Origin of the sequence: Amycolatopsis sp. NBC_01307 (assembly GCF_035975215.1) — a bacterium.
Taxonomy (GTDB): domain Bacteria; phylum Actinomycetota; class Actinomycetes; order Mycobacteriales; family Pseudonocardiaceae; genus Amycolatopsis.
Genome location: NZ_CP108403.1, coordinates 1,488,614 through 1,509,313, shown reverse-complemented (window position 1 = coordinate 1,509,313; position 20,700 = coordinate 1,488,614). Strand labels below are relative to the sequence as shown.

At 73.5% G+C, this 20,700-nt stretch carries 20 protein-coding genes; 15 read left to right on the top strand and 5 right to left on the bottom strand.

Features of this window, described 5'->3' with window-relative positions; all coding sequences use genetic code 11:
* Nucleotides 1-109: 109 nt before the first annotated feature.
* From OG439_RS06330 to OG439_RS06320, 3 genes are all read right to left on the bottom strand, one after another.
* Nucleotides 110-1,105, bottom strand: a complete 996-nt coding sequence (locus OG439_RS06330) for an ABC transporter permease (protein WP_326948411.1) — start codon at nt 1,103-1,105, stop codon at nt 110-112.
* Nucleotides 1,105-2,046 carry an ABC transporter permease gene (locus OG439_RS06325; RefSeq protein ID WP_442792285.1) on the bottom strand — a complete coding sequence of 314 codons (942 nt, stop codon included), beginning with the start codon at nt 2,044-2,046 and terminating at the stop codon, nt 1,105-1,107. The genes OG439_RS06330 and OG439_RS06325 overlap by 1 nt, the downstream gene beginning before the upstream one ends.
* Before the next feature lie 286 nt (nt 2,047-2,332).
* A complete protein-coding gene (locus OG439_RS06320; protein WP_326948410.1) occupies nt 2,333-4,993 on the bottom strand; it encodes a LuxR C-terminal-related transcriptional regulator in 2,661 nt (886 codons plus the stop codon).
* Nucleotides 4,994-5,282: 289 nt separating this feature from the next.
* Here OG439_RS06320 and OG439_RS06315 point away from each other — a divergent pair, with 289 nt between their 5' ends.
* Nucleotides 5,283-6,230 carry a collagenase gene (locus OG439_RS06315; RefSeq protein ID WP_326948409.1) on the top strand — a complete coding sequence of 316 codons (948 nt, stop codon included), beginning with the start codon at nt 5,283-5,285 and terminating at the stop codon, nt 6,228-6,230.
* A 94-nt stretch (nt 6,231-6,324) separates the two neighbouring features.
* A complete protein-coding gene (locus OG439_RS06310; RefSeq protein ID WP_326948408.1) occupies nt 6,325-6,726 on the top strand; it encodes an ATP-binding protein in 402 nt (133 codons plus the stop codon).
* 39 nt (nt 6,727-6,765) lie between these two features.
* Here OG439_RS06310 and OG439_RS06305 read toward each other — a convergent pair whose 3' ends face one another.
* Nucleotides 6,766-7,908, bottom strand: a complete 1,143-nt coding sequence (locus tag OG439_RS06305) for an acyl-CoA dehydrogenase family protein (protein ID WP_326948407.1) — start codon at nt 7,906-7,908, stop codon at nt 6,766-6,768.
* Between the two features lie 163 nt (nt 7,909-8,071).
* On the opposite strand from OG439_RS06305, the gene OG439_RS06300 reads away from it, so the two are divergent.
* From OG439_RS06300 to OG439_RS06240, 13 genes are all read left to right on the top strand, one after another.
* Entirely contained in the window at nt 8,072-9,181 is a 1,110-nt protein-coding gene (locus OG439_RS06300) for an LLM class flavin-dependent oxidoreductase (RefSeq protein ID WP_326948406.1), read from the top strand.
* Entirely contained in the window at nt 9,178-9,828 is a 651-nt protein-coding gene (locus OG439_RS06295) for an alpha/beta hydrolase (RefSeq protein ID WP_326948405.1), read from the top strand. The genes OG439_RS06300 and OG439_RS06295 overlap by 4 nt, the downstream gene beginning before the upstream one ends.
* Before the next feature lie 8 nt (nt 9,829-9,836).
* Nucleotides 9,837-10,256, top strand: a complete 420-nt coding sequence (locus OG439_RS06290) for an RrF2 family transcriptional regulator (protein WP_326948404.1) — start codon at nt 9,837-9,839, stop codon at nt 10,254-10,256.
* A 10-nt stretch (nt 10,257-10,266) separates the two neighbouring features.
* Entirely contained in the window at nt 10,267-10,695 is a 429-nt protein-coding gene (locus OG439_RS06285) for a cupin domain-containing protein (protein WP_326948403.1), read from the top strand.
* A 3-nt stretch (nt 10,696-10,698) separates the two neighbouring features.
* Nucleotides 10,699-11,400, top strand: a complete 702-nt coding sequence (locus OG439_RS06280; protein WP_326948402.1) for a DsbA family protein — start codon at nt 10,699-10,701, stop codon at nt 11,398-11,400.
* Nucleotides 11,401-11,537: 137 nt separating this feature from the next.
* The gene (locus OG439_RS06275; RefSeq protein WP_326948401.1) at nt 11,538-12,509 is read left to right on the top strand and encodes an ABC transporter substrate-binding protein; all 972 of its coding nucleotides are present in this window, start codon (nt 11,538-11,540) and stop codon (nt 12,507-12,509) included.
* Nucleotides 12,506-13,336: an ABC transporter permease subunit gene (locus tag OG439_RS06270; RefSeq protein WP_326948400.1), complete on the top strand. Its 831-nt coding sequence runs from the start codon at nt 12,506-12,508 to the stop codon at nt 13,334-13,336. The genes OG439_RS06275 and OG439_RS06270 overlap by 4 nt, the downstream gene beginning before the upstream one ends.
* 10 nt (nt 13,337-13,346) lie before the next feature.
* Nucleotides 13,347-14,315 (top strand): NrtA/SsuA/CpmA family ABC transporter substrate-binding protein, encoded by a 969-nt coding sequence (locus OG439_RS06265; RefSeq protein WP_326948399.1) that lies wholly within the window; start codon nt 13,347-13,349, stop codon nt 14,313-14,315.
* On the top strand, nt 14,312-15,031 hold the full coding sequence (locus OG439_RS06260) for an ABC transporter ATP-binding protein (protein WP_326948398.1): 720 nt from the start codon (nt 14,312-14,314) through the stop codon (nt 15,029-15,031). The genes OG439_RS06265 and OG439_RS06260 overlap by 4 nt, the downstream gene beginning before the upstream one ends.
* Complete coding sequence (locus OG439_RS06255; protein ID WP_326948397.1) at nt 15,028-16,518, top strand: FAD-binding protein; 1,491 nt, start codon at nt 15,028-15,030, stop codon at nt 16,516-16,518. Before OG439_RS06260 ends, OG439_RS06255 begins: the two co-directional genes overlap by 4 nt.
* The gene (locus OG439_RS06250) at nt 16,515-16,868 is read left to right on the top strand and encodes a ferredoxin family protein (RefSeq protein ID WP_326948396.1); all 354 of its coding nucleotides are present in this window, start codon (nt 16,515-16,517) and stop codon (nt 16,866-16,868) included. The genes OG439_RS06255 and OG439_RS06250 overlap by 4 nt, the downstream gene beginning before the upstream one ends.
* The gene (locus OG439_RS06245) at nt 16,865-17,929 is read left to right on the top strand and encodes an LLM class flavin-dependent oxidoreductase (protein ID WP_326948395.1); all 1,065 of its coding nucleotides are present in this window, start codon (nt 16,865-16,867) and stop codon (nt 17,927-17,929) included. The genes OG439_RS06250 and OG439_RS06245 overlap by 4 nt, the downstream gene beginning before the upstream one ends.
* Nucleotides 17,926-20,160 (top strand): molybdopterin-dependent oxidoreductase, encoded by a 2,235-nt coding sequence (locus OG439_RS06240; RefSeq protein ID WP_326948394.1) that lies wholly within the window; start codon nt 17,926-17,928, stop codon nt 20,158-20,160. Before OG439_RS06245 ends, OG439_RS06240 begins: the two co-directional genes overlap by 4 nt.
* Here OG439_RS06240 and OG439_RS06235 read toward each other — a convergent pair.
* The gene (locus OG439_RS06235; protein ID WP_326948393.1) at nt 20,147-20,641 is read right to left on the bottom strand and encodes a winged helix-turn-helix domain-containing protein; all 495 of its coding nucleotides are present in this window, start codon (nt 20,639-20,641) and stop codon (nt 20,147-20,149) included. The two genes, OG439_RS06240 and OG439_RS06235, sit on opposite strands and share 14 nt — an antisense overlap.
* Between the last annotated feature and the right edge of the window lie 59 nt (nt 20,642-20,700).

The following is a 20,700-nucleotide window of genomic DNA, read 5'->3' as shown; positions in this document are numbered from 1 at the left end:
CCCCGCGGCAAACCGCAGCTGTGACAACCGGGGCTTCGCCCCGAGCCGGGGGCTCCGCCACCCGGAGCCCCCGAAAAGCTGCCCATGTCCCCGTTTCATCGATTCCCCTTCAGACGAGGCGGGCTCGCGGATCGAGCGCGCCATAACAAAGATCGACCAGGAAGTTCAGGAAAGTCACCAGCAGCGCGGAAAACAGCGTCACGCCCAGCAGCACCGGGAGGTTGAGCGACGCGATCGCGTCGACCAGCAGCCGCCCGACCCCGGCCATGCCGAAGATCCGCTCGGTGATCACCGTGCCGGCCAGCAAAGCGCCGAGGTCGACGCCGAACACCGTCACCACGGGCAGCAGGACGTTGCGCAGCGCGTGCCGGCCCACCACCTTGCGCTCGGTGAGGCCCTTCGCCCGCGCGGTGCGGATGTAGTCCTCGCCGAGGGTCTCCAGCATCTGCCCGCGGGTCAGCCGGGCGTAGATCGCGGCGTGCAGGAACGCGAGCACCAGCCACGGCAGCACGAGGTGCCACGCCCACTGCGCGGGATCCTCGGTCAGCGGCACGTACCCGTTCTTCGGCACGACGTCGAGAGCGAACGCGAAGATCGTGATGCCGATCATCCCGGCCAGGTAGGCGGGCATGGACACCCCGGCCATCGCGGCGGCCATCGTGATCCGGTCGACGGCGGACCCGCGGCGCAGCGCCGAAAGCACGCCGAGCCCGACGCCGAGGACGATCCAGATCACGGCCGCGCCCAGCGCCACCGAGAAGCTGACCCCGATCCGGCCGCCGATCTCGCTGAGGACGTCGACGCTGTTCTGGAAGTCGTAACCGAAACACGGTGCGGTGCAGTGGATCGCGGAGACGCCGGTGCCGAACGTGCGGCCGCCGAAGATGCCGCCGAGGAAGTCGAAGAACTGCTGGTACCACGGGCTGTTGTAGCCCATGAACTCCCGCGCCATCGCGAGGCTCTCCGGCGAGCACGGGCGGCCGCAGGCCATCCGGGCCGGGTCGGCGGGCAGGACGTAGAAGACCACGAACGTCACGAAGGCGACGACGAACAGGACCAGCAGCATCCCGGCGAACCGGGTCGCGACGAAGCGGGCGGTGCGCATCAGGCCGCGCCCCCGGACCGCGGGTCGAGCGCGTCGCGGATGGCGTCGCCGACGACGTTGAACGCCAGCGTGATCAGGAACAGCAGCAGGCCGGGGAAGACGAGGTACATCGGGTCCGTCTCGAAGAAGTCGATGGCCGTGCTGATCGTGCGGCCCCAGCTCGGGGTCGGCGGCAGCACGCCGACGCCGAGGAACGACAGCGCGGCTTCGCTGCCGATCATCGACGGGATGGACAGGCTGGCCACGACGATGATCGGCGCCCACAGGTTGGGCAGCAGTTCCTTGGTGAACACGTGCCACGGCCCGCCGCCCATCACCCGCGCCGCGGCGACGAAGTCGCGTTTGCCGAGGGTGAGGGCCTGGGACCGGACGATCCGCGCGACGCGCGGCCAGCCGAAGAGCCCGAGGACGACGACCAGCGTGAACTGCCGCGGGAAGTCGACCGGCAGCACCGCGCCGAGCGCGATCATGAAGATCAGGTACGGGAAGCCGAGGATGACGTCGGCGGTCCAGGTGACCAGCCGGTCCCACCAGCCGCCGAGGTACCCGGCGCTGACGCCGATCACGACACCGAGCGCGGTGGCCAGCACGGTGGCGCCGAGCCCGACGAGCAGCGACGTCCGCGCGCCGTGGGCGGCGAGCGCGAAGAGGTCGACACCGGTCAGCGGCTCGACCCCGAACCAGTGCGCGCCACTGACGCCGCCGAGCGTCCCGGCGGGCAGCCCGGTCGGGCCGAGGGTGGCGATGTCCGGGTTCAGGCTCTGCCCTTCGGCCAGCACGAACAGATCGGCCGCGGCGGCGAGCAGCACGATGAGGACGATCAGGACCGCACAGGTGGAGGTCCACCACCCGGAACGGACGGCACGCCACACAGCGGACGGCAGGGAACGCGCCGCGACGGGCGAGACACCGCTGGCGGGTGTCGGCGGAGGGTTGGCCACAGCACCTTCAAGTTCAGCCGATCGAGTGACGATCAGGGACCTTAAGGAAGTTCGCGGTGATCGCCCCACTGTCTCACGATCTGGACGGGAAGTAACCCGCACTTGCGGTGGTTTCGCGCCGGTTTGGTGGTCGATGACCGATTTTCTGTCCACCACGCGGACGTTGTCAGGCGCGGGTCCCGCCTCCGCGACGCGGCCCGGGCCGCCTTGGGTGCGTCAGACACACCGAAGGCCACATTGGGGCGAATCCCGAGCCCCGCACCGAAGCCGCATACAGGCGTCAACGTCAGGCGGGTGCCTCGCCGAGCAATGCCCGCCGCGATCGCACTCCCGTCTTCTGCATCGCGCGGGCCACGTGGTGCTCCACCGTTCGCTGGGACAGGTGCAGCGTCTCCGCGATCGCCCGGTTCGTCAGGCCGCCCGCCGCCAGCTCGGCTATTTCGTGCTCTCGCGGGGAAAGACCGTCGTGGTAGGACGGGCGGCCTCGGTGGCGGCCCGGCGGGACCTCGGCCGCCCTCAGGCGGCCGCGGACGCGGGTGGCGTCCCACGCCGCACCGAGGCGGGTGAACGTGTCCAACGCCGGGGCGAACCGGCCGGCGCCCTCCTGCGTCAGGGCCGCCGGGTAGGGCGCGGGCAGGCGCGCGAACAGGGCCGACGCTCGCTCGTACAGGCCGCTCGCGGCCGGATCGTCCGTGTGGTCGGCCAAGAGGGCCCGGGTCCACAGCAGTGCGGCGGCCGCCGCCGGGCTGTCGTGGCCGCGCAGGCCCCGGCCGAACTGCGCCACCGCCGCGACGGCCCGGTCGTGGTGGCCGGCGGCGAGCCACGCCTGCACGGCCGCCGGGGCCAGGCGGGCCGCCCAGACCCAGATGTCCTTCGCCGCGATCGACTCCCAGGCTTCCTCCACCGCCGTCACGGCTTCGGCCGTCCGGCCCTGGGCCAGGTCCATGCGCGCCCGCGCCGCGATCGCCGTCGCGTCGTACGGCACGAACGCGAACCCGCCCCGCGCGGGCCAGATCTCCTCGGCTTCCGCCCAGTCACCCCGGGCGAGGGCCAGCTGGACCAGCACCAGCCGCGCGTCGGCCTGGACACCCGCGTCCGACAGGCTGCGCCGGCTCCGGTCGGCGAGCCCGTCCCACGCGCCGCGCTCGAAGTCGAACAACAGCCCGGTGCCGCGGTCGCACTGTTCCAGGAACGGCGAACCCAGCACGGCCGAGCACTGCCGCGCCCGGTCCAGCAGCGCCCCGGCGCCGCGGAAGCGGCCCGCGAAGACCGCGGCGACGGCGGTGTTCGTCAAGCCCCGTGCGAGGTATTCGTTGTGCCGCACCTCGAACTCCGCCCGCGGCGCCCGTGGCCGGCCGGGGCACCGCCGCCCGCACGCCACATCCAGGGTGATCCGCGTCGACTCCACCGCCGCCCGCGACGTCTCGTCACCGGCCCGGGTGGCAACGTCCTCCGCGCGGGCCAGCCAGGTCTCGTGGTCGGCGCGGGCGGCACCGGCCTGGAACGGGTTGGCGAGCGCCGTCATGGCCCGCACGAGCAGCGCCGGCCGGTCCCGCAGCTCCGCCGCGGCCCGTTCCAGCTCGGCGCGGCCCTCGGCCTGGTTGAGCTGGTTGTGCAGCAGCAGCCCCAGTTCGAGGCGGATCTCGCCGCGCACGCCCGGCGCGAGGCCCGTCTGCCCGACGATCTCCCGCAGCACGGCCACCGTGCGTGGCGACGGCAGCGTCAGCACGGCGTTGCGCGACACCCGCAGCGCCAGCCGGGCCCGCACGTCCTCGGCGATCTCCGTGGACGCGAGCACCGGCCGCACGGTGTCGATCACCGACTCGGGGTCGCCGAACGCGGCCGGGTCGCTCGCGGCGCGTTCGACCGCGCGCAGCCAGCCCCGCGGGGACGCGCCCCGGCGCCGGTGCTCGGCGACGTGCACCCACGGCACCGGCCGTCGCCGGCACAGGACGTCCGCCGCCCGCAGGTGCAGCCGCCGCCGCTGCGCCCCGCCCAGCCGCGCGCGCACGGCGGCCGCGGCGAGCGGGACGGCGAAGTCGCACGAGCCACGCTCGTCTTCGGTGAGCAGCGCGGCGGCCACGGCCTCGGCGACCGCCCGCTCGCCGTCGCCGGGCGCGAGACCGGCCGCGCTGCCCAGGTCCGCGCCGCTCGCCGGGCCGCCGAGCACGGCAGACACCGCGGTCACGGCCCGGGCGTCCGGCGACAGCGCCGCCAGCCGGCCGGCCGTCAGCTGCGCCAGCCGGGCCGGGACGCCGGCCGCGTCGACGTCGGCGAGCGAGAACGGCTCCCCCGGTGCGCCGGCGTCGACCAGCAGGTCGAGCAGGTCGGCCACCACCTGCGGGTTGCCGCCGGAGAGCCCCGCGATCCGCGCCACGACCTGGCGCGAGCAGCGCTGCGGGCCCAGCCGGTCGAGCACGACGTCGCGGACGCGGTCGCCGTCCCAGCCGGCCAGGTGCTCGTGGCGCACCACGACGGCCGACGGCGGCGCGAGTCCCGCGCCCAGCGGCAGCGCGGGGTCCGCGAGTTCCTCCGGACGCGCGGTGACGACCGTGACGCAGCCGCCGCGCGCGCGTTCCACCCAGTCGCGCACCAGCGCCACGAACCCGGCCGGCGCCCGCTGGACGTCCTCCACCACCAGCAGCGCGGGCACCTCGCGCGCCAGCCGGTCGCGCCACTCCCGGACGTCGTCGCGCAGCGCCGGGTCGGGCGGCGGGCCGACGCCGGACGCGGACCGCACGACGAGGCTCCCGGCCGAGGTGAACGACAGGTCCAGCGACGACACCGGCGCGGCGCGCGCGAGAGCGACCAGGCCCGCGGCCCGGACGGTCTTGCCCGTGCCCGCGGCCCCGGTGACGTGCAGCAGCAGCGGCCGGGCCTGGTCCCCGGCGAGGGTCCGCCGCACGGCCTCGGCCACGAGGTCGCCCGGCGCCGTGGGCGGGCTCATCGGCGCAGCCTAGATCGGCCGCGACACCCGCGCACCGAACGAAAGGCGGGGAATTGATTGGGTATCCGTAGTTCCGCCGGCGCGCATGGTCACCGGCCGGACGGCGGTTCAGGATCGGTCCCGCAGCGTCCCGGGGCCGGCGGAAGACCCCGTCCCCCCGATCCGCGACCGGGCGGCCCCGGACCTGCCGGCACGACGACGTCACCGCGATCCGTGCCCGGGTGCGGTGCCCGGTCCCGAGCCGGGCACCGCACTCCCTCTCCTCCCCTTCTCCTCTTGGAGCACGTCCATGAAACGCATGGCACTGGGCCTCGGCCTGAAACGCGCCGCCGTCCCCACCCTCGCCCTGTGCGCGACCCTCACGCTCGTCACGGCTCCGCCGGCGTCGAGCCTCACCGCCCGGCCCGGCGTCCCGGCCACCACCACCGCGGCCCACCCGTTCGGCCCGGCCGCCGACATCGGCACCGCGGTGGCACCGGCGAAGGCCGCCGTGGACGTCCTGCCGGTGACCCGCTCCTGCACGACGTCGCTGCGGATCCGCGCCCAGGCCATGACGGCCGCCCAGCTGTCCGCGACCTGCACGAGCCTCACCGGGCAGGACGGCTACTTCCACCGGCTGGTGAGCGACAGCGGGCCGGTGGCCGGCGACCAGAACACGTCGCTGGAGGTCGACGTCTTCAACTCGCGGGCCGACTACCAGTACTACGCGCCGTCGATGTTCGGCGTCAGCACCGACAACGGCGGCGTCTACCTCGAGGGCAACCCGGCCGCGACGGGCAACCAGGCCCGGTTCGTCGCCTACCGCGACGACACGAAGCCCGCGTTCGAGATCAAGAACCTCAACCACGAGTACACCCACTACCTCGACGGCCGGTTCGACCTGTACGGCGACTACCAGGCCAACATCGCCACGCCGACGCAGTGGTGGATCGAGGGGCTGGCCGAGTACGTCGGCTACGGCAACCGCGGCGTCTTCAACAGCCAGGCCGCCACCGAAGCGCCGAGGCGGACGTACGCGCTGAGCACGGTCTTCGACAACGCGCCCGGCAACGACCAGACCCGCACGTACGTGTGGGGCTACCTGGCGGTCTGGTACATGGTCGAGAACCACCCGGCCGACGTCACCAAGCTGCTCGGCTACTACCGGACCGGCGCCTGGACGGCCGCGCGCACCTTCCTCAAGCAGACGATCGGCACCCGCTACGACACCGACTGGTACCGCTGGCTGCTGACGTGACGAACCGGTTCGGGCACGCCGGGCGAACCGGCGTGCTTGAACCGGCCGCGGAGTGGGTACCTCCCGGCGTTGCCGAACCACGAGGGGGACCCGGGTGACGTCCGACGACAGGTACGAAAGCCCACTCACCGCCCAGGCCGCGGTGCACTGCGACATGAGCCTGACCGACCGGGACGACCTGCCGCAGGCGCACCAGTGGACCCGCGCCGTGCTGGAGGGCCAGCTGCCGGGCATCGACCAGGACCGCGTCGTCGACGTGCTGCTCGTGCTGGACGAGCTCGCCTCGAACGCGCTGCTCCACGGCGCCGGCCGCCGCCGGATCGGGCTGACCGTCGACGAGGAGCACGCGCTGCTCGAGGTCGTCGACGAGAGCACCCGCCCGGCCATCCCCGACGGTGGCCTCGGGCTGCAGCTGGTCAAGTCGGTCAGCGCGGGCTGGGGCCAGCAGATCCGCGACGGCCGCAAGACCGTGTGGGCGCGGGTCGCACTGAGCTGAGCGCGCTCACGCGCTCGGGACGACGGTCGCGCCGAGGGTTCAGCCCAGGATCGAGCGGCCCAGCCCGGTCAGCACCGCGTCGTCCTGCGGCGTGTGGACGCGGCTGCACAGCACGTCGCGGTAGTGCCGCTGCAACGGGTTCCCGTGCGTCAGGCCGGGGTTTCCCGCCAGCGCCACCGCCTGCTCGACCGCCTCGATGAGCAACCGGGTCGCCAGCACCTTGGCCACACCCGCGTGGGCGATGGCGTCGGGAGCACCCTCGTCCACCCGGGCGGCCAGGCCGAAGAGGATCTCCTGCGCGCCCGCGATCCGGGCGGCGATCTCCCCCACCCCGGTCTGGAACCGCGGCAGCGTCGACAGCGGCTTGCCCAGCCCGCTCGGGACGCGTTCGCGCAGGAACCCCGTGAGCCACTCGAGAGCGTTGCGGGCGACGCCGAGGTAAAGCGCCGGGAGGGCCAACGGAAACGTGAGCACCGGCGGCCGCTGGGTGTCCGGTGTGGACAGTCCGGCCGTGGCACCGGAAGGTACCGGGACGTCCGTGAACACGACGTCGTGGCTCGCGCTCGCTCGCAGGCCCAGGTGGTCCCACGTCGGCTCGATCGTGATGCCCGGGGCGTCCGCGCGGATCAGGAAGCCGCCGACGCGGGGTTCAGGCTCGTCGGTGCGGGCCCAGACGATCATCCAGCGCAAGCCGACCGAGCCCGTCGAGTAGATCTTGCGGCCGGTCAGGCGCCAGCCGTCCGCTGTACGGCGGGCGATCGTCGCCGGCAGGCCGCCGCGGGTCGGTGAGCCCAGTTCGGGCTCGACGCGCAGCGCGTTGATCAGCACCGGCCGCTCCGCCGACTCCGCCAGCACCTCGCGGTAGACGTCGTCGGGCCACGACGGCGCGGTCGCCTGGCCGGCGTGGACGAACAACGTCATCGCCGTGACCAGCGCGACCGACGGGTCGCCGCGGCCGAGTTCGGCCAGCAGCCTCGCCGTGTCGAGCACGCCCGCGCCCGGGCCGCCGTAACGCGGGTGCACGGTCGTCGTCAGCAATCCCGCCGCGTGCACCAGGTCGACGCCCTCGTGCGGGAACGTCGCCTCGCGGTCGTGCTCGCCGGCGCGCGCGGCCAGCCCGGCGACGATCGAGGGCAACGCGGCCAGGTCGGGCGCGGGCACGGTGGCGACGCTCGTGGTCACGAGTTCCTCCGGAGGGGTCGGGTGCGGCGAGACGATAAGCCGCCCGGCGCAGCGAAGACCAGTAGCGTCCAGCAATTGGACACCTGGAGATGACCAATTGACAGCAGCGGTGCTCGTGCCGTTCCCTGACGCCTGCGTTTGTCTTGCGGCGAAAGGAAAGCAGATGCCCGTCGAGTTCGTCGGCATGATCGGCACCCGGGACGCGAGCGAGACCCGGCCGGCCAAGGGGCCGGTCATCGACCCGGCCTACGTCCGGCGGTTCGCCCGCGCCCACGAGGACGGCGGCTTCGACCGCGTGCTGATCGGCTACGGCGCGGGCTGGCCGGAAGGCCAGCAGGTGGCGGCCTACGCGGCCGCCCACACCGAGCGCCTCGGCCTGCTCATCGCCCACCGCCCCGGGTTCGTCGCGCCGACGCTCGCGGCGCGCGCGTTCGCCACCCTCGACCACTTCAGCGGCGGCCGCGTCGCCGTGCACACCATCACCGGCGGCAGCGACGTCGAGCAGGCCCGCGACGGCGACTACCTCGGCAAGGACGAGCGCTACGAGCGCACCGACGAGTACCTGGAGATCCTCAAGCGCTCCTGGACGTCGGGCGACGCGTTCTCCCACCACGGCAAGCACTACCGGCTCGACGACTACACCCCGCAGGTCCGGCCGCTGCAGAACCCGCGGATCCCGGTGTACTTCGGCGGTTCCTCGGCAGCCGCCTACCGGGTCGGCGGCAAGCACGCCGACGTCTTCGCACTTTGGGGCGAGCCCCTGAAGGAGACGGCCGAGCAGATCGCCGCCGTCCGCGCCGCGGCCAAGGCCGCCGGCCGGCACACCCTCCCCGGGATCAGCGTGTCGTTCCGCCCGATCCTCGGCCCCACCGAGGACCTCGCCTGGGAACGCGCGCAGCGGATCCTCGACACCATCACCGCCTCCGGCGCGGCGAAGGCGGCCCGCGAGTGGCGTGACGGCGGCACGCCGACCAACGTCGGCAGCGTCCGGCTCCTGGCCGCGGCCGCGAAAGCCGACCGCCACGACCGTGCACTGTGGACACCCACGGCCACGGCGACCGGCGCCGCGGGCAACTCCACCGCGCTCGTCGGCACCCCCGAAACGGTGGCCAAGGCGCTGCTGGACTACGTCGACATCGGCGTCACCACGCTGCTGATCCGCGGCTACGACCCGCTGGACGACACGATCGACTACGGCAGGCACCTGCTGCCGCTGGTCCGTTCGGAGCTCGCCCGCCGCGGGCGGCAGCCGGCCGCGGCGGCCGCCGTATGACCCTGGCCGAAGCGATCCGCTGGGCCCCGGCCGAGGGCGTCCCGGTCCGCGGCACGGTCGCGCTGCTGCCCGGGCGGGGCGAGCACCCCGCGCACTACGCCCGGCTCGGCACGCGGCTCGCCTTCGACGGCTACCGCGTCACCGTGCCCGAAGCCGACCTCCCGGTGAAGGTCACGGCGGGCCCGGGTCCCGTCGTGCTGCTCGGCCACGACACCGGTGCGATCCGGGCCCTCGACCTCGCCGCGAAACTGCCGGTCGACGCGGTGATCGCCAGCGGGCTCCCGCTCGGCGGTTCCACCGGCTGGGACGACGAGCTGGACGCGCGGACCGCGTGCCCGGTCCACCGCGCCCTGCTCGACGCCGACGACCGGTTCGCCCGCGGCGAGCTGCACACGCCCGTCGCGAGCCCGCTCGCGGAGCCCGCGGTGCCCGTCCTGCTCCTGCACGGCGAGGCCGACAAGGTCGCCGGCCCCGAGGCCGCGCGGGCGTACGCGGCGAAGCTGCCGGAGAGCCGGTTCGTGCTCGTCGGCGGGGGCCGGCACGACGTGCTCAACGACGTCGACCACCGCAGCGTCGCGGCCGAGATCGTCCAGTTCCTGGAATGGCTGCGGGCCGGAACGGGCACACCGGCGCTGGTCCGGGGATGATGGCGGGCATGCGCATCTCGGCCAGGGCGGACTACGCGATCAGGGTCCTGCTGGAGCTCGCCGCGGACACCACGCGGCCGATCACCTGCGAAGCCGTCGCGTCCACCCAGGACATCCCGGCGCGGTTCATCAAGGCCGTGCTGCGCGACCTGCGCCAGGCCGGGCTGGTCCGCAGCCAGCGCGGCTGCGAGGGCGGCTACTGGCTGGCCAGGGCCGCCGCGGAGATCACCGTGCGGGACGCCGTCGTCGCGGTCGACGGCGAGTTCCTGAGCGTGCGCGGCGAGCCGCGCCCGGCGCTGGCCTACCACGGGACGGCCGCCGGGCTCACGCCGTTCTGGTCCGGGCTCGAGGCCGGCCTGGCCGCCATCCTGCGCGCGACGACCATCGCCGACCTGCTCACCGACGCGGCCGCCGAAGCCGTCACCTGAAGGGACCCCGATGACCGACCTCTGGCACCAGCCCCTGCGCCACATCCGCGGCGCGGACCTCACCGGCGACACCGACCAGACCACCGGGATGAAGCGCCTGGAGGCGATCTCCGGCAAGACCGTCGGGTCGCAGAAGGTCTGGATGGGCGAGACGCACGTCGCGCCGGTGACCAACTCCGGCGACCACCACCACGGCGAAGCCGAGACGGCGATCTACGTCAAGTCCGGCCACCCGGTGTTCGTCTTCGCCGACGGTGACGAGGAAATCCGCCTGGAGACCGGGCCCGGCGACTACATCTTCGTGCCGCCGTACGTGCCACACCGCGAGGAGAACCCGACCGACGAAGAGGCGGTCGTGATCATCGCGCGCAGCAGCCAGGAAGGCATCGTGGTCAACCTGCCGAGTCTCTGGTCCCCGGTCGACGTCCCCACGGATTGACCCGTGGCGCTCGAAGTCGTCGAGTACACCGACCCCGCCTGCCCGTGGGCGTGGGGTTCGGAGCCGAAGTTCCGCTGGCTGCGCGGAAACCTCCCCGGCGCCCGGTGGCGCCGGGTGTTCGGCATCCTCTTCGACGACGACGAGGACCCGGCGCCGGATCCGGCCGCCGAGGCCGCCTGGTACGCGAAGTTCATCGACGGCGTCACCGAGCACACGGGCGCTCCGAAGGCGCCGCACCTGGCTTGGGTGGCGCGGACGAGCTGGCCGGCTTCCCTCGCGGCGAAAGCCGCGGAGGCCCAAGGGGAAACCGTCGCCGACGACGTCCTGAGCCGGCTGCGCGAGACGACGTTCGTCCTCGGCACCCCGGCCGACGAAACCGATCGCGTGCTCGCCGCCGTCAACGGTGTCCCCGGCCTCGACCTCGCGGCGTTGCACGCGGCCATGCTGAGCGACGCCGTCCGCCGGGCCGTGCGCGAAGACTGGCGTGAAACCCGGAACCCGTGCCCGGAAGTCCTCGACATCACCGCGCCCGGACCGCACAGCGGCCGCGCGAAGCACCTCGAGCACCACGTCCGCTACGCCCTGCCGACGCTGACCTTCGCCGGCCCCGGCGGCCGGTTCGTCGTGCCCGGCTGGCGTCCGCTGCGGGAGTACGCCGACGCCGTGCGCGCGGCCGGCGGCGGCACGCTCGACTGTCCACTGTAGAGCTTTCCCGGCTCGTGGGAACCCGCCCGGGAGCGTTGACTCTCCCCGGCCGCCGAGCAGAATAGACACATGCCGGTGACCATTTGGTCCGCGCCACCGGCTTTTCCTCCGGCGACACCGTTTTGGGGAGTTCCCGCATGCCTTCGAAACCCCGGCTCGCGCTGCTACTGCTGGCCGCCCTGCTCGGCCTCGCCACGCTCACCGCGTGCGGATCGTCCACATCGGACGCTTCCGGTGAGGTGGTGCTGCGCGTCGGCGACCAGACCGGCGCCACGCAGTCCCGGCTGAAGGCCGCCGGCCTGCTCGACAACCTGCCGTACAAGATCGAGTGGTCGCAGTTCGCCGCGGCCGTCAACCTGCACGAGGCCCTGCGCGCCGACGCGATCGACATCGGCGGCGCCAACGACTCCCCCACCGTCACCGCGATCGCCGGCGGCTCGAAGATCAAGGTCGCCGCGGCCTGGAGCAACGGCGGCAGGGGCACCTACATCCTGGTGCCGAAGGACAGCCCGATCCGCACCCTCGCCGGCCTCAAGGGCAAGCGGGTCTCCCCGACCACCCGCGGCAGCGTCGCGCACTACCTCGTGATCGGCGCGCTGAAGCAGGCCGGGCTCTCCGACAAGGACGTCACGCTCAACTTCCTCGCCCCGACCGAGGCGAACTCCGCCTTCGCGACCGGCAGCATCGACGCCTGGGCCACCTGGAGCGTCTACGCCGCCCGCGCCCGCGGCGAGCTCGGCGCGCGCGTGCTGTCCGACGGCGCGGGCATCAACAGCGGCCTCAACGTCCTGTCCGCCACCGACACCGCGCTCGCCGACCCGCGCAAGCGCACCGCGATCCAGGACTTCGCGAGCCGCGTCGACAAGGGCTACGCCTGGTCCAAGGACAACCCCGACGCGTTCGACAAGTGGTACGCCGGGTTCGCGCACCAGCCCCTGGCCGTGGCGACCCAGGTACGCCCGGACGAGACGACCTACCAGCGCATCCCGGTCGACGCCGCGCTCGCCGGCCAGCTGCAGAAGACGTACGACACCTGGGTCCAGCAGGGGTTGTTCCCGGGTGGCAAGGACTTGAGCAAGTACATCGACTCCGGGATCGATCCGCGGTGACGCGCGCCGTGGTCGTCCCGTCGGCGGCGCTTCCGGCGAGTACGCGCGCCCGCAGCCGCGGGTTCCCGTACCGCGCCGCGTCGTGGCTGACGCCGGTCGCCGTGCTCGCGCTCTGGGAACTGCTGGCGCGGCTGGGCGTCCTGCCGAAACAGGTACTCCCGGCGCCGAGCAGCGTCCTGGCCAAGGCCGGCGACCTGCTCGCCGACGGCGAGCTCACGACGAACCTGCTGGCCAGCCTGCAGCGCTCGGCCACCGGGTTCGCCATCGGAGCGAGCACCGGCGTCGCGCTCGGGCTGCTCGTCGGACTGTCCAAAGTGGCCGAAGCGCTGCTCGACCGCAGCATCCAGATGGTGCGCGCGGTCCCGTTCCTGGCCATCCTGCCGCTGGTCATCGTCTGGTTCGGGATCGGCGAGGCCGGGAAGATCTTCCTGATCTCGCTGGGCTCCGCCGTCCCGCTCTACCTGACGACCGTGCTCGGCATCCGCCAGATCGACCCGAAGCTGCTGGAGATGACCGACGTCGTCGGCCTCGGCCGCACGGCGCAGATCCGCTGGGTGGTCCTGCCCGGCGCGCTGCCCTCGATCCTGGGCGGGCTGCGGCTGTCGCTCACCGCGGCCTGGCTCGCCCTGGTCATCGCCGAAACCCTCGGCGCCGACGCCGGGCTCGGGTTCATGGCCACCAACGCCCGGGAGTTCCTGCAGACCGACGTGATCGTCCTCGTCGTGATCATCTACGCCGTGATCGGGATCCTCTGCGACCTCGTCACCCGGCTGCTCGAACGCCGCCTGCTGCGCTGGCACCCCACCTACGCCCGCCTGACCGCCTGAGGAATCCGCCATGACGCTTTCCCGACGCACCTTCCTGACCGCGGCCGGTCTGGCCGCCGTAGCCGCTCCGCTCGCCGCGTGCGCCACCGGCTCGGCCGGCGGCGCCACCCAGGGCAAGGTCCGGCTGACCTACAGCACGATCTCGCTGCCCAAGGCCCGCGGCGTGCTGGAGAAGACGCTCAAGGACCAGGGCCTCACGGTCGAGTGGGTCGGGCCGTTCCCCAACCACGCGCCGACGCTGCAGGCCGTCGTCGGCGGCACCGCGGACTTCAGCTTCGGCGGCAGCACCACCCCCGCCGACCAGGCGATCCTCTCCGGCGCCGACCTCGTCTACGTCGCCTGGGCCGCGTCCACCCCGCGCACCACGGCGATCGTCGCCGGGGCGAACACGGGGATCCGGAAGGTCACGGACCTCGTCGGCAAGACCGTCGCGGTCAACAAAGCCGGGCTCGGCGAGTTCCTTCTTGTTGCCGCGCTGGAGAAGTACCAAGTGCCACGCGAGTCCGTGAAGGTCACCTACCTCAACCCGCCCGAGGCGTCCGCCGCGTTCGGCGCCGGGAAGATCGACGCCTGGGCCATCTGGCAGGGCTTCCGCGAGATCGCCGAGGTGCAGTACGGCGCCAAGGCCATCTTCGTCGACGGCGACGAGCTGGACTTCCAGATCGACTTCACCAGCTACCTCGTCCGCCGCGAGTACGCCGAGCAGAACGCCGACACGATCCGCAAGGTGATCAAGGCGTTCCAGGCCGACCAGGACTGGCAGAACCAGAACTACAAGCAGTCCCTGGACATCGGCAACGCCGTCTCCCACTACCCGCAGGCGGTGCTGGACAAGATGGCGTCGCACAACGTCCAGACGAAGCTGAAGTTCGTCGACGACGACGGCATCGCGCAGCTGCAGCGCGGCGCGGACTGGCTGACCCAGCGCAAGATCCTCACCGGCCCGATCACCGTCGCCGACCACTCGGCGAAGCTGTGAGCACCGCCGTGCGCGTGCGCGCGCTGACCAAGAGCTTCGGCGACCGGACCGTCCTCAACGGACTCGACCTCGACATCGCGCCCGGCGAGTTCGTCGCGCTGATCGGCGAAAGCGGCTGCGGCAAGACGACGTTGCTGCGGCTGCTGGCCGGGCTCGACGAGCCCGACGGCGGCGACCTGGCCGCGCCGCCCGAGCGGGCGGTGGTGTTCCAGGAGCACCGGCTGCTGCCGTGGCGGCCGGTGTGGCAGAACGTGGCGGTCGGCCTCCCCCGCGCCGGGGCGCGTGACGCCGCGACCCGGGCGCTGGCCGAGGTCGGCCTGACCGGGCACGCCGACGCCTGGCCCGCGACGCTGTCCGGCGGTGAGGCCCAGCGCGTCGCCCTCGCCAGGGCGCTGGTCCGCGAGCCGCGCCTGCTGCTGCTCGACGAGCCGTTCGCCGCCCTCGACGCGCTGACCCGGATCAAGATGCACGCCCTGGTCCGGCGGCTGGTCGCCGTCCACCGCCCGGCTGTCCTGCTGGTCACCCACGACGTCGACGAGGCGATCCTGCTCGCCGACCGCGTCGTCGCGCTGCGCGAAGGCCGGCTCGCCGCCGAACACCGCGTCGCCTTCGACGGCGAACGCACCCGCCGCAACCCCGAGTTCGAGCAGCTGCGCTACCGGCTGCTCGCCGAGCTCGGCGTCGCTGCCGACGCCGAGCTGGCGGAGTCGCGATGAGCGGCGACCTCGATCTCGCCGCCGACGTGCTCGTCGTCGGCGGGGGCCTCGCCGCGACCTGGACCGCCTTGGCCGCGGCCCAGGCCGGCGGGGCCGTCGTCCTCGCGGACAAGGGATACTGCGGCACCAGCGGCGTCACCGCCACGGCCGGGGTGACGCACTGGTTCGTGCCGCCGGAGCGCCACGAAGAGGCGGTCGCGCAACGGCACGCGCACGCCGGCGGGCTCGCGGACCCCGAACAGGCGCTGCGCGTCCTGCGCACCACCTGGGAGCGGCTGCCCACGTTGGACAAGTACTACCCGTTCCCGGTCCGCGACGGGCAGCCCGACCGCACCAACAACGTGCGCGGCCCGGAGTACCTGCGCGCGATGCGCGGGCTGATCCACCGGGCGGGCGTCCGGATCCTCGACCACCACCCGGCGCTGGAACTGCTGCTGCGCCCGGACGGCTCGGCGGGCGGCGCGGCCGGAGTACGCCGTCAGGCCGGGGGCAGCTGGCGCGTCCGGGCGGGCGCGGTGGTGCTGGCCACCGGCGGGACGGCGTTCCGCTCGAACCTGCTCGGCTCGCGCGGCAACACCGGCGACGGGCACCTGATGGCCGTCGAGGCCGGGGCGCGCCTGTCGGGCCTGGAGTTCTCGAACTACTACACCCTCGCCCCGGCGTACTCGACGATGGCGCGGTCGATGTCGTACCTCTTCGGGACCTACACCGACGTCGACGGCGCCGAGATCGCGCTGCCGCCGGGCCCGGACCGCAACCGCGTCCTCGGCGCGGCCCTGCTGCGCGGGCCGGTGTTCACGACGCTGGACCGGACGCCGGAGTGGGTGCGCCGGAAGATGCCGGTGGTGCAGCCGAACTTCCTGCTGCCCTTCGCCCGGCGCGGCATCGACCCCTACACCGACCGGTTCGAGGTCACGCTGCTCGGCGAAGGCACGATCCGCGGCGTCGGCGGCCTGGTCGTCACCGGCCCGGACTGCACCACCGACGTGCCCGGGCTGTTCGCGGCGGGTGACGTCGCGAGCCGGGTGCCGGTGGTCGGCGCGATCTCCGGCGGCGGCTCGCCGAACTCCGCGTGGGCCGTGTCGTCGGGCACCTGGGCCGGGCGGGCCGCGGTCCGGCACGCCCGGTCGGCCGGCTCGGCGCCGCTGCACGCGGTCGGCCGCGCGGGGATCCGCCCGAGCGGCCGGACGGCCACCGTGGACACCGCCGGCGTGGTCGACGTCGTGCGCGAGGAGCTGAACGCCTACGACAAGAACATGTTCCGGGACGAGCCGGGTCTCCGTGCCTCTCTGTCCACATTGGATCCCTTGTGGACGATCGTCGAGGGCGGCCTGACCGGAACCGGCCGCGACGCCGTCACGGCCCGCGAAACCGCGTCGCTGGTGGCCATGGGCCGCTGGGTCAAGAAGGCGGCCCTGCGCCGGCCCGAGACCCGGGGCATGCACTGGCGCACCGACGACCCCGCCTGGAAGGAGGCCGTCGCGTGATCGAACTGGTCCTCGCCGACCGGTGCATCGAGTGCGACAAGTGCGTGCAGGTCTGCCCGACCGACGTCTTCGACGCCGTCCCCGACGCACCACCCGTCATCGCCCGCCAATCCGACTGCCAGACGTGCTTCCTGTGCGAGCTGTACTGCCCGGTCGACGCGCTGTTCGTCGACCCCGACTGCCGGACGCCGGTGTCGGCGGACGAAGAAGCCGTCCGGGGCACGGACTGGCCCGCCCAGTACCGGCGCGACTCCGGCTGGGGCCGGGCGCGCCGCACCCACCCGAACGAGAGCTGGCGGATGGGCGACATCTTCGCCACCGCCCGCGCCTTAGGACAGGAGACCCCGTGAGCGTCGAATTCATCGGCTACGCCGCCGGCCGCCAGGCCAGCGAGATCGTCGCGCCCGAGGGCCCGGTCATCCAGCCCGGCTACCTGCGCGAGGTCGCCCGCGCCCACGAGGCCGCCGGCTTCGACCGCGTGCTGATCGCCCAGTCCGCCAGCAGCCCGGACGGGTTCGTGCTCGCCGACCAGGTGCTCGCCGCCACCGAGCGGCTCGGCGTGCTGCTCGCCCACCGGCCCGGCTTCGTCGCGCCCACCCAGCTGGCCCGCAAGTTCGCCACGCTCGACGCGTTCCACCCCGGCCGGATCGCCCTGCACGTGATCACCGGCGGCGACGACGCCGATCAGGCCCGCGACGGCGACTTCACCGACAAGCCCACCCGCTACCGTCGCACCGACGACTTCCTGTCCGTGGTGCGGAAGACGTGGGACTCGGCCGAGCCGTTCGACCACGAAGGCGAGTTCTACCAGGTCCGCGGCGCGCGTTCGGACGTCCGCCCGGACGCCGGCATCCCGGTCTACTTCGGCGGCGCGTCGGGCGACGCCATCCGCGTCGGCGCGAAGCACGCCGACGTCTACGCCTTCTGGGGCGAGCCCCTGGCCGGGATCGCCCAGCGCATCGAAGAGGTGCGGACCGCCGCCGCGCCGCACGGGCGCACCCCGGCGTTCAGCGTCAGCCTCCGCCCGATCCCGGCGGCGACCGAAGCCGAGGCCTGGGACCGGGCCCGCGACATCCTGCGGCTCACCCAGGACCGCGTCAGCGAGTTCAAGGGCGTCCGCGACTCCACCGCCGCCGTCGGCTCGCAGCGGCTGCTCGAAGCCGCGGCGACTGGCGAGGTCCACGACGAGCGGCTGTGGACGGCGGTGGCCAAGACGACCGGCGCGGCCGGGAACTCCACCGCGCTGGTCGGCAGCTACGAGCAGGTCGCGGACTCGCTGCTGGACTACCTCCGGCTCGGTGTCGGCACGCTGCTGATCCGCGGGTTCTCGCCGCTGGCCGACGCGCGGGACTACGGCACGCTCGTGCGGTTGGTCCGCGAGCGCGCCGACGCCGTTACCGTCGGGGCATGAGGCCGAGCACGTCGCACTGGGGTGCGTTCTCCGCCGAGGTGACCGGCGGCCGGCTGCGGGTGGTCCCGCACCCGGCCGACCCGGCGCCGTCACCGCTGCTGGGCAACCTGGCCGCGGCGCTGGACCACCCGACCCGCGTCACCCGGCCCGCGGTGCGCCGCGGCTGGCTGGAAGACGGTCCCGGACCCGATGAGCGGCGCGGGCGCGACGAGTTCGTCGAGGTGCCGTGGGACGAGGTCCTCGACCGGCTCGCCGCCGAGCTCGACCGCGTCCGGGGCGAGCACGGCAGCCAGGCGATCTTCGGCGGCTCGTACGGCTGGGCCAGCGCCGGGCGGTTCCACCACGCGCAGAGCCAGCTGCACCGGTTCCTCACCACGATCGGCGGCTACACGTCGTCCCGCGAGAGCTACAGCAACGGGACGTCGACCGTGCTGCTGCCGCACGTCGTCGGTGACGCGCACGCCGTGCTGCGCCAGGCGTCGAGCTGGCCGACGATCGCCGAGCACACCGAGCTGATCGTGGCCTTCGGCGGGGTGCCGGAGAAGAACGTGTTCGTCACGCCCGGCGGCGTCACCGAGCACGGGACGCCCGGACACCTCGCCCGGCTGGGCGCCCGGGTCGCGCTCGTGAGCCCGCTGCGCGACGACCTAGCGTCCACAGTGGACGCCCGCTGGTACCCGATCCGGCCGGCGACGGACACGGCGTTGATGCTGGGTCTCGCACACACGTTGGTCGTCGAAGGCTTGCACGACCGGGACTTCTTGGCCCGGTACTGCGTCGGGTACGCGACCTTCGAACGGTACCTGCTGGACACCGGCAAGGACGCGCGGTGGGCGAGCGGGATCACCGGGATTCCCGCCGCCGACATCGTCGCGCTCGCCCGGGAGATGGCCGCGCACCGGACGCTGGTCACGGTGACGTGGTCGCTGCAGCGCATCGAGCACGGCGAGCAGCCGGTGTGGGCGGGGATCACCCTGGCCGCGATGCTCGGGCAGATCGGCCTGCCGGGCGGCGGGTTCGGCCACGGCTACGGCTCGATGGGCGACGTCGGCGACACCGGCCCGGAGGTCCGGACGCCGTACCTGCCCCGGGGCGTCAACCCGGTGAAGGAGTTCATCCCGGTCGCCCGGATCGCGGACCTGCTGCTGCACCCCGGTGCGGCCTACGACTACAACGGCGAGGTCCGGCGGTACCCGGACACCCGGCTCGTCTACTGGGCGGGCGGCAACCCGTTCCACCACCACCAGGACCTCAACCGGCTGCGGCGCGCGTTCACCCGGCCGGACACGGTGGTGGTGCACGAACCGTTCTGGACGGCCACCGCCCGCCACGCCGACGTCGTCCTGCCGGTCACGACGACGCTGGAGCGCGAGGACCTGGGGTCCGGGCGCCGTGACACGCACCTGATCGCGATGCACCGGATCGCCGAGCCCGCCGGGCAAGCGCGTGACGACTACGCGATCTTCGCGGGTCTCGCGGCCCGGCTCGGCGTCGCCGCTTCCTTCACCGAAGGACGCTCGCCGCGGGAATGGCTGGAACACCTCTACGAGGGCTGGCGGCTTTCTTCCGGTGCGCCGCCGTTCGCCGAGTTCTGGTCGGCCGGCGAACTGCGGCTCCCGCCGGGGCCGACGCACCACACGCTGCTGGCGGACTTCCGCGCCGACCCGGTCGCCCACCCGCTGAAGACCCCCAGCGGCCGGATCGAGATCACGTCGGCCGTCGTGGCCGGCTTCGGGTACGACGACTGCCCCGGGCACCCGGTCTGGTTGCCACCACGGGAATCCGGGCCGTTGTGCTTGATCGCGAACCAGCCGCACACGCGCCTGCACAGCCAGCTCGACGGCGGCGACGTCAGCCGCGCGGGCAAGGTGGCGGGCCGCGAGGCGATCCGCCTCAACCCGTCCGACGCCGAGGCACGGGGCATCGTCACGGGCGACGTGGTCCGGGTGTTCAACAAGCGCGGCGCGTGCCTGGCGGGCGCGGTCCTGGACGACGCCCTGCGCCCGGGCGTGGTCCAGCTCCCGACGGGAGCGTGGTTCGACCCGGTCGAGAACCACCCCACGGGCCCGCTGTGCGCCCACGGCAACCCGAACGTCCTGACGGCGGACATCCCGTCGTCCCGGCTGTCGCAGGGCTGCGCGGGCCAGCACGCGGCGGTGGAGATCGAGCGGTTCGAGGGCCCGGTCCCGGAGGTCACGGCGCTACAGCCACCACACTTCACACCACGATGACCTCCGCGGAGCTGTCGAAGCGGTAGCCGACCCCGCGGACCGTCGTGATCGGGGCCGGCTCCGGCTCGAACTTGTGGCGCAGCTTGCGGACGTGGACGTCCACCGTGCGCTCGCCGCCGTGGTGGGGCACGCCCCAGACCTCCGTCAGCAGGGTGCGGCGGCTGAACACCACGTCCGGGTGGCGGCCCAGGAACAGCAGCAGCTCGAACTCCAGCCGCGTCAGCTCCAGCGCTGTCCCACGGACCAGGACCCGTCGCGAGCCCGCCTCGATCCGGACGGCCGGGCGGCGGGTCGCCAGGTCCACCACCTGTGCGTCCGGGCGCTCGTCGAACCGGACGCCGAGAGTGTCCTCAAAGGACTCCAGCAGCCGCGCGGTGAGGCCGGCCGCGTGCCCCGGGTCGATGCGGATCCGGACGGCCACGGTCAGCTCGACCGCCGGCCGGGCTTCGTCGGTCCGGACTTCGTCCGTCCACGCTGTCATGCGGGCATTCTGGACACCCGCCCCCGCGTCCGGCCAGCACGTCCAGGGAGCGGAACGGA

Excerpts from the sequence above, each read along its gene's own strand:
- OG439_RS06330 (WP_326948411.1), bottom strand. The coding sequence starts at position 1,105 with ATGCGCACCGCCCGCTTCGTCGCGACCCGGTTCGCCGGGATGCTGCTG.
- OG439_RS06320 (WP_326948410.1), bottom strand. The coding sequence starts at position 4,993 with ATGAGCCCGCCCACGGCGCCGGGCGACCTCGTGGCCGAGGCCGTGCGG.
- OG439_RS06315 (WP_326948409.1), top strand. The coding sequence starts at position 5,283 with ATGAAACGCATGGCACTGGGCCTCGGCCTGAAACGCGCCGCCGTCCCC.
- OG439_RS06300 (WP_326948406.1), top strand. The coding sequence starts at position 8,072 with ATGCCCGTCGAGTTCGTCGGCATGATCGGCACCCGGGACGCGAGCGAG.
- OG439_RS06295 (WP_326948405.1), top strand. The coding sequence starts at position 9,178 with ATGACCCTGGCCGAAGCGATCCGCTGGGCCCCGGCCGAGGGCGTCCCG.
- OG439_RS06290 (WP_326948404.1), top strand. The coding sequence starts at position 9,837 with ATGCGCATCTCGGCCAGGGCGGACTACGCGATCAGGGTCCTGCTGGAG.
- OG439_RS06285 (WP_326948403.1), top strand. The coding sequence starts at position 10,267 with ATGACCGACCTCTGGCACCAGCCCCTGCGCCACATCCGCGGCGCGGAC.
- OG439_RS06275 (WP_326948401.1), top strand. The coding sequence starts at position 11,538 with ATGCCTTCGAAACCCCGGCTCGCGCTGCTACTGCTGGCCGCCCTGCTC.
- OG439_RS06265 (WP_326948399.1), top strand. The coding sequence starts at position 13,347 with ATGACGCTTTCCCGACGCACCTTCCTGACCGCGGCCGGTCTGGCCGCC.
- OG439_RS06255 (WP_326948397.1), top strand. The coding sequence starts at position 15,028 with ATGAGCGGCGACCTCGATCTCGCCGCCGACGTGCTCGTCGTCGGCGGG.
- OG439_RS06240 (WP_326948394.1), top strand. The coding sequence starts at position 17,926 with ATGAGGCCGAGCACGTCGCACTGGGGTGCGTTCTCCGCCGAGGTGACC.
- OG439_RS06235 (WP_326948393.1), bottom strand. The coding sequence starts at position 20,641 with ATGACAGCGTGGACGGACGAAGTCCGGACCGACGAAGCCCGGCCGGCG.